Here is a 16,038-nt window from a genome sequence, read left to right as displayed (position 1 = left end):
AGCTGCCTTTGTTGCCTTTCTCATGCGCCGGGTCGAAGACCTTGGTGAGGTCACCCCCCAGGCGGAACGTCTTGAACGGCTGCATCCCGTGCTTGCGCTCGATCACATCCGGGGCGCAGGTGTAGAGGGTGCAGAAGGGCTCAAGCCAGGCAAATTTCATGTCTTCCTTGAGGTCCTTCATGTCCTGTTCCTTGCCGTTCTTCTGCTCGAAGATCTCCGGGTCTTTCACCCCGGCCAGCACCTTGTCACCCAAACGTTTCAACGCGCCGTTGTTTTCCTGGCGCAGGTCCACACCGTTCACCAAGGCAAAACTGGCGATCATCGCCAGCGGCGGCAGGGCGTAGTTGTGGTACGACAGGGCTCGTTGCTGACGCTTCAATTCGTTGGGCAGGAAGCCTTGGGCATCCACCTGGTTGGCGCCGACCTTGTATTCCTTCACGGCCCAGTCAAACAGGTCGCGGCGGTTCACGGCGACGGAGGTCGCCATCACCGACCAGGCAGCCCAGTAGGAGTGGTTGTTGGTTTTATCCAGCGGCAGGTTGTCCCAGTCGCTCACCACCTGGTCGGCCATTTTGCTGAACCAGGCTTCGATCAACTGCGACTCCTGCTGGTGGTTGGCCAGCGGATGAGAGTCGGAGAACTTCAGGCGCACATAGGCTGACGCCATGCTGCCCAGTGCCCATTTGCGCATGGACTTGCCGGTGTGGTTGAAGTCCTTGGACATCAATGCATCGGCCTTGGCCCAGCTCGTGAGCCAGTTCAGCGTGCATTCCAGCTGCTCCGGACGACCGTCGCGCATGAATTGCATCACGCGCTTGCTGGTGTCTTTTTCCAGCTTGGTGATGTCGGCGGTGCTGTCGCGAAAGGCTTTTTCGGACTGCACATTCAGGGTGGAACGAGCCTTGTCCGAACCTTCGTACTTGCTGCGAAATTGCAGCGAGCCGGTGTACGGCGCCGGCATGGCGTCGCAGTCATTCTTGAAGTCGCCGGTCTTGAACGCCTCGATCGGCGCAAAATAGCCTTGCGGCGGACGCAATGGCGCGGCGGCATTGACGGAGCCGGCGAAGATCGCCAGGCCCAGCAACGATGGAATCAATAACTTCTGCATAGGTAACCTCATTGCCCGGCCGAAGCAGTCTGTTGACCACCGGCGGGGAATACGTTGCGTGTGCAAATTTTCGCTTCGACTTTCTGCGCGGCCTGGCCCGCTTCAGGGCCCTGCACTTCCACGGCCAGCAGGTTTTGCGTGGCCCAGTCTTCATCGGTGCGCAGTTCAAAGGCGAAACGCCCGTCTGTATCGGATGTTTCGGGTTTCTCGATCTTGATGTCCTCGTGGCGCCCGTTCATGTACCAGAGGGTGGCTTGCAGGGTTTTCACCGATGGGTCGGCGAAGCGGATGTCGACCTGGTGACTGCTGTTGCGCAGGTCTTTGTTCGAACTGTTCACCAGCAATTCGTTCTTGCCGGGTTTCAGCGTGGTGCTGGCGCTCATCTGGGCGGTCTTGCCTTCACAGCCGTTGTCCAGCAGCGACATCATCTGGCGGTAGATGGTCTCCTGGTCCAGGCGATACAGCGGCGAGAATTCCCAGATCAGGATCTTCGGCGGGGTCTTCTGGAATTCTTCGCTGCCCAGGTACTGGATCATCGAGCCTTCCAGGCCACCACCGGGGAAGGCGACGTTAAGGATGTCGGCACCGATTTCCTGTTCCAGGAAGCCGGCGAAATTGTAGTTCTTGCCACTGTGGCTGGTACCCACGAGGGTGATCTGCGGGTTGCCGGAATCACCGAACAGGTCGCCGTCTGCCGCTTCGCCCTTGGGCTCGGTGTTGAACTGGTCCATGTACTGGATCGCGTAGCTGGTGCCGCACAGTTGCCCGGCCATGTTGTGCAGGGTGCCGGTCTTGCCCATGCGCCCGGACCGTTTGGTCTCGAATTCGCGCTGCGGGATGCCGGCAAATTCAGGCATCGCCCGCACTTTCGCGCCGACGATTTTGGCGGTGCGCTGGGCGCCGTATGGCGTCCAGTGTTGGTCGCCGCGGAAGTAGAAATCGTGGGCCGGCAATTCATCCGGCAGTTGCTCGTTGGTCAGCGGCGACAGGTCCGGCACGACGTAGCCCATCTTGGCGAAGCGCCCGAGCATGGTCTTGTAATTGCCCAGGGCCTTGTCGAAATCGAACCTGGCTTTTTCTTCAGGGTTGAGCTTGTTGCGGTTCACCAAGCCACGGGTCGGCTGGTAGACCACCACCAGTTCCACGCCCTTGCTCTTGAACGCATCGTGCAGCTGCTGCATGCGTTTGTAGCCGGCGGGGCTGGTGTCGAATTCGGTGCGCAGGTCTTCCTGGGTCCGGAACAGCCAATCGCCCTGGGCTTGCACCAGGGTGGTGAAGTTCTGCTGGTAGCGCGTGGTGTAGTTCTTCGCGTCGTGGGCGGCCGGGCACAGGCTGCAGCACGGTTCGGCGGTGAAGGTTGGCGCCTTGATTTCGTCGGCGCGCACGCCCTGGCTGGCCGCGAGCAGGCCGAGGGTCAAACCCGAAAGGCTGAGCAGTTTGATCATGTGTGGGTGCATAAAGGTCATCCTCAGTCCTGCATTTCGGTCTGGCGTTCGACAGGGTCGATCAGCACGGCTTTCTTCTGGCGTACCAGCAAGTCGAGGATCTCTTCCTGGCGATCGCCAAGAACGCCCGAGAAGCTGATGCCACTGGATTTGGTCGGCGCAAGCATCGATACGCGGTACAGCTCGACGCTCAACGGCGAGTCGATGGACAGCGGCCCGCTGCCGTTGGCGGCCAGTTCACCGCCGACCACGATCAGCGAGACCTTGGTGTCGAACGGGTCGAGGGCGATGTCGCGGTCGGTGTCGGTCAAATCCTTGATGTGGCCGTACACGCCGGTCAGCCCGTTGGCCATGGCAATGTTCTCGTACAGGCGAATGTTCACGCTGTTACGCACGCGGATGCCGTGGCGACGGTTGCTGATCACCTTGTTGCCCCACAGCAGGTTATCGCCGCTCTCATAGAGGGTGATGCCGTCGGTGTGGTTGCGGTAGATCTCGTTGTCGGCGATCAGGTTGTTGACGCTGTTACGGTCGATCACCAGGCCCGAGAGCTTGTTGTCGAAGCTGCGGTTGTTGAAGATGAAGCTGTCGTTCACTTCCCGGGAAATGATGATGCCGTGCTTCTTCTTCGTGCCGTAGACGGTGTTGTCGGTGATGATCAGGCCGTGTGAACGGTCGTGGGGGTCAATGCCGTAGACGATGTTGTCTTTGTAGGTATTGCCCTTGAGCACAAAGCCGGTGGTTTCGTAGCAGTAGAAGCCGTACCACATGTCCGAGAACTCGGAGTCGACGATCCAGCCCGTCGGTTCAGGACGCTTGAGCACCTTGGCCATGTTCGGCGTGTATTGGGAAATACTCACGCCATACGACTTACTGTTGGCGTAGCCGAAACTGGCCATCTTGCTGTTGGCGATGTAGGTCTCGGTGCCGCCCCAGGCCAGCAGGAACGGGCGGAATTCCTTGGGCGACTGGAAGGTCGCCGGGCCGTTGGTCTTCTCGCGCCAGCCGGTGATTCTGGTGTCACGTACGAACAGCTGGCCGTCGTTGATCAGGAACGAACCGGCTTCCTGGGACAGGCGCAGCTCTTGAGTCTGCTTGTCGATTTCGAGGATGCCTTTACGGCCCACCACGATCGGCAACTTGGCCAGGAACACCCCCGGCGAGGTTTCGCTGAAGTACTGCTTGGGCACTTTCTTCAGCAGGTCCTTGAGGTTCATGTAGCCGTCGTCGACAAAGATCGCCTGGGGAATGCCGTGCTGGCGCACTACCCATTCGGCCATCTTGTTGTCGCCGCCGATGAAGTCCTTCAGGGCGTCTTCCTGCATCATCCGGCGGATGCTGATTTTGCCTGGCTTGGTACGCACGATCTTTTTCGCGATATTGGCCGCGGTGTAGCCGGACACGTCCGGCAGCGCAGGCTTGGCCATCTCCAGCGGCTCGGTCGGCGGGCTGGAGATGGTGTAGGTCTTGGCCTGTTGCAGCTCTTTGGCGATGGTCGGCGCTTTGTCGGCGAAGGCCGAGGCGCTGGCCAGCAGCATGGCCGCGACGAGCAGGCTTTGAGACTTCATTGCGCAGGCTCCCATCAGAACTTCCAGATCACGTCGACAAAGGCGCGATGCATGTACGAGTCGACCTGGCTGCCATAGGCGTCGCCCGGCTTGAACACGCCTGCACGGAAGCGCACCAGGGCCGACGGCTCGTCGATCGACTGACTGAGCCCGGCCGGCAGCAGGCCTTTCTTGAAGTACTTGGTGACCACCAGGTCCATCTCCTGGCCGAGATCTTTCTTGCCGTCTTCAAGCGGCAGGGACGTGCTGGACAGGATCGCGCCGGTCACGTCATCGGTGTTGTTCTGCACGGCATCGATGCCGTTGCTGCCCACCGGCTTGTTGCCGTCTACGCGCCAGAACTTGTGGTACACAAGGCTTGCGTCATAGTCCTCGCGCAGCTGCCACGAACCGAACAGGCTCATGGACTGCATGTTGTTCATCTCGCCGCGAAACGCTTCGCCGAAGCGGTGGACGCGGGACTGGGTACCGGTCCAGTTTGAACGGTTGCTTTGCAGGCCGTTCTGCTCGTATTCGGCACTGGCGCGGGAGTAGGCGGCGCCCACTTGCCACTGCGGGTCGAGGCGCAGGCGTACACCCAAATCGGTGGCCCAGCCATTCACGTCATCGCTGCGCTTGGCGTTGGCCGGGCGGGTGCCGTCGGCGTTCAAGGCGTTGACCGTGTCGCGGTCGCCCTGCATGCCGGTGACGCTCGCCCAGTAGTTGACGGTGTTGGTGTTGCGCCAGTTGTAGGCGTCGCTGTTGGCTTCGATGCCGAGCCAGGTCAGGTCGCCGTTCTCGCGCTTGTCCAGCGAGTCGGTGGCCACGCCCGGTTCCGGGTAGTCGAGCTTGCCGTCATCATGGGTGTGGTGAGCGCGCAGGCCGATCCACTGGCCTGGCGTCCACTGGTAGGCGGCGTCGGCGTACAGGTGCTGACGGTCCTTGTCCTTGGGCGACAGTTCCTTGAGGTCGGTGCGGTATTCGCTGAAGCGCTCGGCGACGCCGACATTGGCCTTGAGCAAGGTGGTGTCGAAGGTCCAGTTCAGCGCTTCGATATTGGTGTCGCGCCATTGGCCGTCGTCATTGCGCAGGCGTTGGCGACCGAGCTTGAGGATCTCGCCGGGGTAGGGCGTGAAGCCGCCATAGGCGACCCAGAACTCGCGCATCGCCAGGTAGTTCTTCTTGCTCTTGCGGTCGTCATTGCTGGTCTGTTGAGTGGCGTCATCCGAGGACTGTTGCAGGGTGTCGGTCTCGATGATGTCGCTGGAGGTCACGGCCTGGCCCATGGCGTAGGCGCTCCAGTTGCCGCTTTCACCGTAGATCCACGGGCGCAGGTCAAGGCCGATGCCGTTGACGTCGCCGCCTTTCTGGGTGCCCAGGTCGCGGTCATCTTCGGACTGGCCGGTGACTTTGACTTCCAGGCCGAAGTTCTTGGCTTCGGTCAGCGCCGCCAGGGTCGGGCACGACCACAGCAGGGCGCAGGTCAGGCCGATGCCGGCCGTGACGAATGGGTTGAGCTTCATAGGGATTCCTCGCCGTCTTCTTCTTGCAGGGCGTGCAATTGCAGCGTGCTTTGGGCCAGGGTGCCGCGCACGGCCAGCTCCTGTTGCACCAGGCGTTGGCCTTCGGCGCGTTGTTCCGGGGTCAGCGGCGCTTCGAGCTGGGTCGCCAGGTCGTTGGCTTCCGGCGTGTCCTGGGCCTTGGCCAACTGGCTGAAGACATAGGCGTTAAGCGGGTCGGGCTTGGTGCCCTTGCCTTGGGAAAACAGCTGGGCAATCGCGAAGTCGGCGCTGTTCTGGCCGTTGCGCGCAGCGGTCAACAGATGGTCCAGGGCCTTTTGCGAATAGACCTTGCCCAGGTAGCCACGGCGGTAGATCTGGCCGAGGTAGTAGTCGGCGGCGACTTCGCGGCCGACGGCTTTCTGGAAGTGTTCTTCGGCGGCCTTGGCGTCAGCCGGGACCCACTTGCCTTCGTAGTAGAGCTTGCCCAGCAACAGTTCGGCGCGGGGCTGGTCGGCGGCGCGGCCGTTGTCGAGGTACTTCATCATCTGGTCGACGTCGCCCAGTTCCGGGAAGTCGTAGAGCAGTTGCGCCAGGCTGACCCAGGAGGCCGGGTAGCCGGGGGCGATTTTTTCCAGCAGGGCCTGGGCGGTTTTTTCGTCGGTCTTGCCCAGGCTTGCATCACCCAGTACACGAGCCACGCTGTCGACCCGTTGGGCGGTGACGGTGCCGCGGCTATAGCCGGCTTCCATCTGCTTGAGCAGTTCGGCCTGTTTTTCCGGCTCGGCTTTTTTCTGGTAGACCGTGGCCAGCTCGACGTAGCAGATATCGGTGGTGTTCAGCGCCGCCTTGCAGATGCTTTCCACTTCATCCAGGTGCTGGTCGTAGGTGTCCTGGGTGCGATACAGCAGCACCTGGGCGAGACCGGCTTCCGGGTAACCCGAGGCGCGCCATTTGCTGATCTGCTGCTGGGCGTTGATGTTCGGGAAACTGTGCGGGTATTGCAGGTAGAGCATTGCCAGCGGGATCAGGGTGTTGCCTTCGCCATTGGCAAAGGCTTTTTTCAGCAGGCCTTCGGCTTCATGGTGTTCGGCTTCGGTCGCGCCGGGCTTGGCCACCAGCAGGCGGCCCAGGCGTGCCTGGGCACGGGGCGAGGTATCGGCGGCCGCGCGGTACGTCGCTTCGGCCTGCTTGATTTGCTCGGGGTCGCGGGTGCCGACCTGGATATCCGCCAGGCCCACTTGGGCCTCGCTGTAGCCCAAATCCGCGAGCTGCTGGTAGTTCTGCTGGGCAGTGACGGTGTCGCCACGTTTCAGCGCTTCATTGGCCAGGCGTTGGTCGGGCAGGCCGGCGCAACCGGCGAGGCTGACCGCAACAGCCAGCAACGCCACAGTTCCCATGTGGGAGCGGGCTTGCTCGCGAAGGGGCCCTGTCAGTTGATGCATGTGTTGGCTGACACACTGCTTTCGCGAGCAAGCCCGCTCCCACAGGGATTGCGGTGTTTTTGAGAGAGTCATCACAGGCATGTCCTCTGCTTACAGACCGTTGGCCATGGCTTTGTCGATCAGCCAGTTCAGGGACGGGCCGCGATCGCTGGTCACTTCAACCGGGCGACCGGCGTAGGTGCTGTCCAGCGGGGCGTCGGGTTTGATCTGCACGCGGATGTCGGAGGACATTTCGCTGCTGTTCAGGCTGGTGCTGCTGACGATGGTGCCGGTGCGTACCTGCTCTTCATCCGCTACCTGGAAGTTCACGCGGGTGCCCGGGCGAACGTCGGCAAACTGGCGATAGGAGAAACGTGCATCAACGTTGGCCTGGCTGCCGCGTGGCACCAGTTGGAAGATCACGTCGCCCTTGCTGGCGTACTGACCGTCGGCGACCAGTTGCTGGGCCACGACGCAGTCGCAAGGGGAGGTGAGGGTGCCGGTCATTTGCTTGCCGAACAGCTCTTCGACCTTGGCCGGTTGCAGCTGGTCTTCGTCCAGATGGCCCTTGAGTACGTCGAGCATGCTGGTGCTGAAGGTTGCCAATGGCGCGCCTTTGGCGGCGACCGCATCGCCTTTGATCAGGCTTTGCACGGTGCCATCGCGGGGCATGGTCACGTTCATCCCGGGCACGCTCACCAGGCCGGAGGTGGCGTGGCTGACGAAGTACATGCCGTACACCGATTTGACCACGAAGCCGAATGCCGCCAGGCCCACCACGAAGATCCCGAGGCTGAAAGTCACCGCCCGCAGGCGGCCACCGACGCTCATGTTGCTGCCGCCGTCCTTGACCTTGCGCGCCTTGGTGAAGTTGTCGCGTTGCAGGGTTGCCAGCACGTCACCCATGGTCACGATGTCACCGGCCAGGTGCGAGGTGATCAGGTGGCGCAGGGTGGAGATGTCTTGTGCATCGAGGTTCTGGAACTGGCAACCGGTGCGGCCGGTCTGGCGGTCGTAGGAGCGAATCTGCAGCTCGACGTCCATCGCCAGGCCCAGGTTGTCGATCACGAATTGCAAGCGACCCTTGTGCACATCGCCGACTTTCAGCGGCTGCTGCGGGGCGTTGAAGGCCAGGCCGCCGGCGGACAGGTCGATCACCCGCACTTCCATCGGTGTTTGATCGGCGCCGAAGAAGCGCAGCTTGGCCGGGATTTTGACCCGGGCGTGTTGGCGCTGGGCTTCGGATTCGTGGACAACGTTGGCGTTTACTGGGCTATTCATGGTGTTTAGTTCCTAGTTAATTCAGGCTTGGCAGGGTCAAACCATCATCAGCAACACGGCGACGAAAATGCTGCCGGCGGAGAAGGTCATGGTCCGAGACGACCAGGTGTTGAACCAACGTTGAAAGCTGGCCAAATCGCGGGTCAGTTTGGTGTCCTGGCGGGTCCAGGACTGTTGATCAAGGCGGAAGAACACGTAGATCTTCACCAGCGCGCCCATGATCTGGTTGTAATAGAGAATCACCGGGTAAGCCGGGCCGATCTTGTGGCCGGAGCACGACAGCAGCAGGGTCAGAATCAGGCGGGTGATGCCGATCCACAGCAGGTAGGCGAGGATGAACGCGCCGCCGTATTTGAAGGTGGCGATGATCGCCACGGTCAGCCCCAGCAGGGAGGTCCACATCGACACGCGTTGATCAAACAGCACGATGCTGGTGAACAGGCCCAGGCGACGCATACCCAGGCCCAGGGCACGTGAGTTCTGGCGCAGGTTGTTGCCGTACCAGCGGAACATCAGTTTGCGGCTGGCCTTGATAAAGCTCTTTTCCGGCGGGTGTTCCACGGTGTGGATCGCGGCGTCCGGTACGTAGAAAGTGTCGTAGCCCAGGCGCATCAGGCTGAACCAGCTGGACTTGTCGTCACCGGTCAAAAACTTGAAGCGGCCCAGGCGCCAGTGTTGCAGCGAGTCGCTTTCCACATCGGCAATGAAGCCCGGGTCGGTGACCACGTTGGCGCGGAATACCGACATGCGGCCGGTCATGGTCAGCACGCGTTTGGACAGGGCCATGGAGCACATGTTGATGTGGCGCTGGGCGAAGCGCAGCTTGTGCCACTCGCTCATGATGTAGCCGCCGCGCACTTCGCAGAACTCGTTGGTGGTCAGGCCGCCGACATTGCCGAACAGCTGGAACCACGGCACGGTCTTGCGCACTACGCCCTCGGCGAGCACGGTGTCGCCATCGATCACGGCCACTACGGCACGGTCGTCCGGCAGGTGGCGGGAGATGGCGCGAAAACCGAAGGCCAGGCCGTCACGCTTGCCGGTACCCGCGATGCGCACGAAGTCCAGCTTGACGTGGTCGGGCGGGTTCATCCTGGCCCACAGGCTCTTGACCAGCAGCTCATCGGACATTTCCACCAGGGAGCAGACCACGGTGGTAGGGAAGCCACATTCGATGGCCTCGCGGATCACCGAGCTGTAGACCTGGGCCGTGGTCAGCGCGTCGATCCGAAAGCTGGTAACCATCAGGAATACGTGGGACGGGTCTGCTGCCTTGCCCAGCTTGCGCACTTTGCGCCGCAGGTGCGGGTAGACCACGTACAGGAACAGCATGCCGCGAAAGAAATGCGTAGCACCCATCGAGTAGCGCCAGATACCGACGGCGCCAATCAGGAAAATAAAATTCTTCGACTCTGAGTCGAACGTACTCGCCGGCAACAGCAGGGCGAGTCCCATCAGCAGGCTCAGGAAAAACAGCCAGCCGGCAGATTGGAGGAGTACGTGTTTTAACTTGGACATAGGCGTCATTCCGCAGGTGAAGGAGGCTTCAAGCAGCAAGCGCCGGGGATCAGGACGCTTGCCGCTTGAAACTTGCCGTTGCTGTTACCAGCAAATGCCTTCGGTACGGCCGCTCACGCTGGTGGCCTTGGACATGAAGCCCACCAGGTCGACCACTTGCTTGCCGTGGGGTGCGTTGTGCGCCAGGGCACGGAACTTCTCATCGCGGTTGCCCAGGATGATCACGTCGGAGTTGTTGATCACTTCGTCGAAGTCCGAGTTGAGCAGGGACGACACGTGAGGGATCTTGCCTTCGATGTAGTCCTTGTTGGCGCCGTGCACGCGAGCGTATTCGACGTTGCTGTCGTAGATGCTCAGGTCGAAACCCTTGCCGATCAGCATCTCTGCCAGTTCCACCAGCGGGCTTTCGCGCAGGTCATCGGTGCCGGCCTTGAAGCTCAGGCCCAGCAGGGCGACTTTGCGTTTGTCGTGGCTGGAAACGATGTCGAAAGCGTTTTGCACCTGGGACTCGTTGCTGCGCATCAGCGAGTTGAGCAGCGGCGCATCCACGTCGAGGGAGCCGGCGCGGTACGTCAGGGCGCGCACGTCCTTGGGCAGGCAGGAACCGCCGAAGGCAAAGCCCGGGCGCATGTAGTACTGGGACAGGTTGAGGGTCTTGTCCTGGCAGACCACTTCCATCACTTCGCGACCGTCGACACCCACCGCCTTGGCGATGTTGCCGATCTCGTTGGCGAAGGTCACTTTGGTCGCATGCCAGACGTTGCAGGTGTACTTGATCATCTCGGCGACGGCGATGTCCTTGCGGATGATCGGCGCGTCGAGTTCTTCGTACAGCGACTGCAGAACATCGCCGGAAGCGGTGTCGAATTCACCGATGACGGTCATCGGCGGCAGGTCGTAGTCGGCGATGGCGGTGCTTTCACGCAGGAACTCAGGGTTTACGGCGACGCCGAAGTCGACGCCGGCTTTCTTGCCCGAGCAGTCTTCGAGAATCGGAATCACCACATTGGCCACGGTACCTGGCAGCACGGTGCTGCGGACCACGATGGTGTGACGGGAGGTCTTGTCACGCAGGACAAAACCGATCTCGCGGCACACCGATTCGATGTAGTTGAGTTCCAGGTCGCCGTTCTTCTTGCTCGGCGTGCCGACGCAAATCATCGACAGGTCGGTATCACGGATTGCCTCGGCGAAATTGGTGGTGCCGCGCAGTCGGCCGGTTTGAACGCCCTGGCTTAACAGCTCGCCCAGACCCGGTTCAACGATGGGGGATTTACCCGCGTTGATCAGGTCAATCTTTTCCTTGGAGATGTCTACGCCAACGACCTCATGGCCCCGTGCAGACAGGCAACCGGCACATACCGCGCCGACGTAACCCAAACCAAATATGCTGATGCGCATCGCATTTACCTCATTGTTAATCGTGCCACTAGATGGCCGGAGTTCATGTTTTGAAGCGTCACCCAGGCACTGGGAAGTGCGACGAATAAACGTCGGTATATCCAGTGCAGGCATACTAAAAGTCGAGTGACTAACTAATGCACTCAAGTTGTGCGCAACTTGGCCTTATTGTTGGGGCTTGCCCTGAAATGCAGCCAGCCTTCCTGGGGAAGGGCCTGGCGCCAGTGCCGCAAGGCGTTGACAGGGGCTTTGAGCCCTTATATATCAACGGCTTGGGTTGTCTCACTGACCCATACAGGTGAGCTCAGCCTTGGCCTTGTCGGAGAAAGTAGTGAAACCTTTGCGTCCGCCTTCAACTAATCAGTTGATGATTTGACCATTGAGTCAAAGTTATATGACAACTTTGCTACTTCCCTTGGTCGCCACGTAAGTCATCTCTTACATCTTCAGAGATAATCGTTACCGGTGGTATGAGCGGTGCTTTAGGACATAGTTCCTGTCCACTCATCCTGTTTCCGGAAATTTCTTGAAATATTAGGAAAGATGGCACTAGTACTATTCTGATAGCACTTGCTATTTAGGCCAGTAGTTGCGGGGAGTTGCGAGGGGTAAATAGTTTTGTGCCACTACTGTTTTAAAAAAGTGGTGCCACTACGAAAAAAATTGACGAATGTCGAGTGAAATAAATGTTAGGGAATCTGAAGAATTATTTTTGACGCCAAATAAATGGCGAATTCGGAATTGGAATGCAAACAAAATGTGGGAGCGGGCTTGCTCGCGAAAGCGGCGTGTCAGGCAATAAAGGCATCGACTGAACCACCGCTTTCGCGAGCAAGCCCGCTCCCACATTTGGATCTTCGTTGTCAGGTTATTCCGGTGCGTGATCCCGCAGGAACACCAGGTTATCCGGCTTCGACTGCTCCGCATTGAAGCGATAACCCTGCACGTCAAACTCCTTGAGTCGGGCCGGGTCGTTGATGCGTTCTTCAATCACAAAGCGGCTCATCATGCCCCGGGCCTTCTTGGCGTAGAAGCTGATGATCTTGTACTGGCCGTTTTTCAGGTCCTTGAACTCGGTGTTGATGATCCGCGCGTTCAGTGCCGGGCGTTTGACTGCCGAAAAATACTCGTTGGAGGCCAGGTTGAGCAGCACGTCATCGCCTTGTTCGGCCAGGGCTTCGTTGAGCCACTCGCTGATGCGGGTGCCCCAGAAAGCGTACAGGTCCTTGCCACGGGCGTTGGGCAGTTTGGTGCCCATTTCGAGGCGGTACGGCATCATCAGGTCCAGCGGCCGCAGCAGGCCGTACAGGCCGGAGAGCATGCGCAGGTGGTCCTGGGCGTAGGTGAAATCGGCGTCCTTGAGGGTTTCGGCGTTGAGGCCGGTGTAGACGTCGCCCTTGAATGCCAGCAGGGCTTGTTTGGCGTTGGCGGGGGTGAAGGCGGGGGTCCAGCTGCCGAAGCGTGCGGCGTTGAGGCCGCCGATTTTGTCGGAGACGTGCATCAGTTCGCTGATTTGCGCCGGGCTGAGTTCGCGCAGTTGTTCGATCAACTCCTGGGAGTGGTCGAGGTATTGCGGCTGGGTGAAGCGCGGGGTGACCGGCTTTGACTCGAAATCGAGGGTTTTGGCGGGGGAAATCACCGTCAGCATGAAGTCGTCTCCTTTAATCGTGGGGGGATTCTAGGGGGTAGGGCGGTTTGACTCCACCTATGATGGTGATAGATAGCTGTGCGGTCGTTGGGGGGGCATATCCGTTTCTGCGGTTACGGCGGCTTATGGTTTCGCTCTTACAGCGAGTCACTTTGCAAAAGCGTTCAAAAGTGAGCCGCTGTAAGAGCGGAACCAATACAAGCCATCACTCAAATAACGCATATACACACCAACCCAATAGCGCCCCCACACGATCGGCTATAGTGCCCGACGACTCTGGAAAGGGAGACCCTTCGTGCGAATTGCGCTTTTACTGTCAGCCTGGCTCATCTGCCTGGGCGCCCAAGCCGCCCCTGTGGATGTCGCGACCCTGGACCGCGGCACCTGGCCCGAACGCCTCAGCAGCCCCGCCCTGTTCGACGTCGCCTCACGCGCAGAAATCCTGATGTTCGCCCACACCCTGCTCGCCAGCGAATCCCTCGACGAGCCCGCCCTCAAGCAGCGCCTGGGCCTGAAGATCATCAACCAGGCCTCGATCGACGACCTGCGCCGTCAACTCTGGCAACGGCTACTGGAAAACTACACCTTCGCCCAACAAAGCTGCGAACAGGACGCCTCCTTCTGCTACCTGGTGGAAAACATGGACGACCTGCGCGAACAAGCCGCCAAATTCGAAGTCAGCGACAACTCCTTCTATATAGGCTGGGCTGGCCCCAGCCGCGCATTCCACGAGCGCTACCTGGATGAACAGTTGCGCAAGGCCGCCCTGTTCCCCCAGATCAGCAGCGAAATCGCGCGCTTCGGCGACCACGAGCGCAACGGCGACGAACTCAACGACCGGATGTTCCTGCTGACCTTCGACAGCGGACCGTCCCCGGTCAGCGGCAATACCGACTGGCTCGCCGACTACCTGCGCAAACAGAAAATGCACAGCCTCTTCTTCGTGCTGGGCAACAGCCTGCAAACCCGCGTCGAGAAAAGCTCGGCCACCGATGTGCAGGCGCTGTACCAGGGCCAGTGCGTCGGCATCCAGGGCTGGCAGTACCGCTCCCATAGCCATTGGGTCGACTGGCAGTCGTCCATCACTCGCAGCGCCTCCCTGGCGCAAAACCTGATGCCGGAAAACTACCTGCCGCTGTTCCGCCCGCCGTACGGTCAGCGCCGGTCCGACAGCCAGGGATTTTTCCAGTCACAAGGGCTGCAAGTGGCCTTGTGGGACATCGACTCGGAAGACGAACCCGGCAAGCTCAAGGCTGATGAGTCGGCGAACCGCGTGCTCACACTGATGCTGTTGTGGCGGCGCGGGGTGATCGTCTTCCACGACACCCAGGACAAGGCGCGCATCGCTTTACCCTGGCTTTTACACGCCACGGCAGAAAGTGGACTCGGCTGGCAGGATTGCCGCGAAGCGTTTCGCTGAAAAAGCACGAAAAGCCCAGCCCTGTTGGGGCTGAGGTTTTTCAGGGGGGAATTTGGGAGGTATTTCGATACAGGCGGACTTCCGACTTTAACGGTGCAATGCCGGCGCGCCTAGTGCTATTCGTCATCCTGAAAAATAAACTTCAAAAAAGCGTCAAAGTGCTTTTTCCTGTCATGTGTTTTGCGGTATTACGAAGACAGACAGCCGAAACCTGCAACACAGGTGGCGTCTTCCAAGACACCTCTTGTGTGCACCGCACTTGACGCCCCTCAAGTGCGTTCGACGGTCGAATCGAGGCGCAGCACTGTCGCGGTATTGCGTCGACTGGCTCCCACAAAGGTGACCGAGTATGGATGATCATGGACGTAACCCTTCTTCCGACCAGCCAATCCTTTATGTGCTTGATACCAATGTACTGATTCACGATCCAAACGCACTGCTCAACTTCGAAGAACACCACGTCGCCATCCCGATGATCGTGCTTGAGGAGCTCGACAAACTCAAAAGCGGGCACCACAGCGTTGCCGCCGAATGCCGCCAGGCCATCCGCCTGATCGACAAGACCCTCGGCGAAGCCTCCCCCGACGATGTCGAGGTGGGCGTACCGATCCAGCGTGGCAAAGGCGGGCCCAAGGGCTTGCTGTCGATTCTGATGAACAAGCGCAGCGAGCCCAACAGCTTGCTGCCGGAGAATCTGAACGACAACAAAATCATCAACCAATTGATCGACCTGCACGCACGCGACAAGGACCTGCGCCTGGTGCTGGTGACCAAAGACATCAATATGCGCCTCAAGGCACGAGCGTGTGGGATCGCTGCCGAGGACTACAGTACCGACCAACTGGTTGACGACGTGTCAATGCTGTCTCGTGGTTATCACACCATGACCGGCTCGTTCTGGGACCGCGTCAGCAAGGTCGAAACCCGTCAGGACCATGGCCGCACCTGGCACCAGGTACAGCTGATCGACAACCTGCCGGCTGTGCACATCAACGAATTCATCATCGACGAACAGGGCTTTGTGGGCTGGATCAAAGAGATTCAGGTCGACAAGCTGCTGATCCTCGACCTGCATCAGGAACCCCTGTTGCACCAGGAAGCCTGGGGCCTGAAACCGCGTGATATCTATCAGAGCCTGGCGCTGTATGCCTTGCTTGATCCGGACATCCACCTGGTCAACCTGACCGGCGCCGCAGGTTCGGGGAAAACCATCCTCGCCCTGGCTGCCGCCATCGAACAGACCATGGTAACCAAGCGTTATCGCCGCATCATCGCCACCCGCAGCGTGCAGGGCCTGGACCAGGAAATCGGTTTCCTGCCCGGCACCGAAGCGGAAAAAATGGAGCCGTGGCTCGGGGCGATCACCGACAACCTCGAAGCCTTGCACATGGATGACGAAAACACCCATGGCAGCGTCGACTACATCCTCAGCAAAGTGCCGTTGCAGTTCAAATCCCTCAACTACATTCGAGGTCGCAGCTTCCAGCAAAGCCTGATTTTGATCGATGAATGCCAGAACCTTACGCCGCACCAGATGAAAACCATCATCACCCGTGCCGGCGCCGGTTCCAAAGTGGTGTGCCTGGGTAACCTGGCACAGATCGACACCCCTTACCTGTCCGCGACCAGCTCCGGGCTGACCTACTTGACGGAACGCTTCAAGGACTTCCCGAACGGCGTGCATATCGCCCTGCAAGGTGTCCCTCGCTCGATTCTGGCTGAATACGCCGAATCTCACCTGTAACCA

General features: G+C 60.0%; 10 protein-coding genes and 1 pseudogene. 2 read left to right on the top strand and 9 right to left on the bottom strand.

The window, feature by feature from the left end:
* Position 1 precedes the first annotated feature (1 nt).
* The 9 genes and pseudogenes from JV201_RS24225 to yaaA all read right to left on the bottom strand — a co-directional run.
* A pseudogene (locus tag JV201_RS24225) lies at positions 2–1,108 on the bottom strand (mannuronate-specific alginate lyase); the annotation flags it as partial.
* A gap of 8 nt (positions 1,109–1,116) precedes the next feature.
* The gene (locus JV201_RS24220) at positions 1,117–2,565 is read right to left on the bottom strand and encodes an alginate O-acetyltransferase (protein ID WP_219406133.1); all 1,449 of its coding nucleotides are present in this window, start codon (positions 2,563–2,565) and stop codon (positions 1,117–1,119) included.
* A gap of 11 nt (positions 2,566–2,576) precedes the next feature.
* Positions 2,577–4,136, bottom strand: a complete 1,560-nt coding sequence (gene algG / locus JV201_RS24215) for a mannuronan 5-epimerase AlgG (RefSeq protein WP_043225844.1) — start codon at positions 4,134–4,136, stop codon at positions 2,577–2,579.
* A complete protein-coding gene (locus JV201_RS24210) occupies positions 4,136–5,623 on the bottom strand; it encodes an alginate export family protein (RefSeq protein WP_219406132.1) in 1,488 nt (495 codons plus the stop codon). Before JV201_RS24210 ends, algG begins: the two co-directional genes overlap by 1 nt.
* Complete coding sequence (gene algK, locus JV201_RS24205) at positions 5,620–6,999, bottom strand: alginate biosynthesis TPR repeat lipoprotein AlgK (RefSeq protein ID WP_218167325.1); 1,380 nt, start codon at positions 6,997–6,999, stop codon at positions 5,620–5,622. Before algK ends, JV201_RS24210 begins: the two co-directional genes overlap by 4 nt.
* Positions 7,000–7,134: 135 nt before the next feature.
* A complete protein-coding gene (locus tag JV201_RS24200; RefSeq protein ID WP_003216292.1) occupies positions 7,135–8,304 on the bottom strand; it encodes an alginate biosynthesis protein Alg44 in 1,170 nt (389 codons plus the stop codon).
* 36 nt (positions 8,305–8,340) lie between these two features.
* On the bottom strand, positions 8,341–9,822 hold the full coding sequence (gene alg8 / locus JV201_RS24195) for a mannuronan synthase (protein WP_017477650.1): 1,482 nt from the start codon (positions 9,820–9,822) through the stop codon (positions 8,341–8,343).
* Positions 9,823–9,906: 84 nt separating this feature from the next.
* A complete protein-coding gene (locus tag JV201_RS24190; protein WP_003216295.1) occupies positions 9,907–11,223 on the bottom strand; it encodes a nucleotide sugar dehydrogenase in 1,317 nt (438 codons plus the stop codon).
* 868 nt (positions 11,224–12,091) lie between these two features.
* A complete protein-coding gene (yaaA, locus tag JV201_RS24185; RefSeq protein ID WP_008435666.1) occupies positions 12,092–12,871 on the bottom strand; it encodes a peroxide stress protein YaaA in 780 nt (259 codons plus the stop codon).
* Between the two features lie 295 nt (positions 12,872–13,166).
* On the opposite strand from yaaA, the gene JV201_RS24180 reads away from it, so the two are divergent.
* Together JV201_RS24180 and JV201_RS24175 are read left to right on the top strand one after the other, a co-directional pair.
* Positions 13,167–14,291, top strand: coding sequence for a polysaccharide deacetylase family protein (locus JV201_RS24180; RefSeq protein ID WP_003216300.1), 1,125 nt, complete (start codon positions 13,167–13,169; stop codon positions 14,289–14,291).
* 349 nt (positions 14,292–14,640) lie between these two features.
* On the top strand, positions 14,641–16,035 hold the full coding sequence (locus tag JV201_RS24175) for a PhoH family protein (protein ID WP_008435664.1): 1,395 nt from the start codon (positions 14,641–14,643) through the stop codon (positions 16,033–16,035).
* The last annotated feature ends 3 nt before the right edge of the window (positions 16,036–16,038 follow it).

The sequence above is a fragment of the Pseudomonas sp. Colony2 genome, assembly GCF_019382755.1.
GTDB lineage: Bacteria > Pseudomonadota > Gammaproteobacteria > Pseudomonadales > Pseudomonadaceae > Aquipseudomonas.
This window is presented reverse-complemented; position numbering and strand designations above follow the sequence as displayed.

Excerpts from the sequence above, each read along its gene's own strand:
- JV201_RS24220 (WP_219406133.1), bottom strand. The coding sequence starts at position 2,565 with ATGCACCCACACATGATCAAACTGCTCAGCCTTTCGGGTTTGACCCTC.
- algG (WP_043225844.1), bottom strand. The coding sequence starts at position 4,136 with ATGGGAGCCTGCGCAATGAAGTCTCAAAGCCTGCTCGTCGCGGCCATG.
- JV201_RS24210 (WP_219406132.1), bottom strand. The coding sequence starts at position 5,623 with ATGAAGCTCAACCCATTCGTCACGGCCGGCATCGGCCTGACCTGCGCC.
- algK (WP_218167325.1), bottom strand. The coding sequence starts at position 6,999 with ATGGGAACTGTGGCGTTGCTGGCTGTTGCGGTCAGCCTCGCCGGTTGC.
- JV201_RS24200 (WP_003216292.1), bottom strand. The coding sequence starts at position 8,304 with ATGAATAGCCCAGTAAACGCCAACGTTGTCCACGAATCCGAAGCCCAG.
- alg8 (WP_017477650.1), bottom strand. The coding sequence starts at position 9,822 with ATGTCCAAGTTAAAACACGTACTCCTCCAATCTGCCGGCTGGCTGTTT.
- JV201_RS24190 (WP_003216295.1), bottom strand. The coding sequence starts at position 11,223 with ATGCGCATCAGCATATTTGGTTTGGGTTACGTCGGCGCGGTATGTGCC.
- yaaA (WP_008435666.1), bottom strand. The coding sequence starts at position 12,871 with ATGCTGACGGTGATTTCCCCCGCCAAAACCCTCGATTTCGAGTCAAAG.
- JV201_RS24175 (WP_008435664.1), top strand. The coding sequence starts at position 14,641 with ATGGATGATCATGGACGTAACCCTTCTTCCGACCAGCCAATCCTTTAT.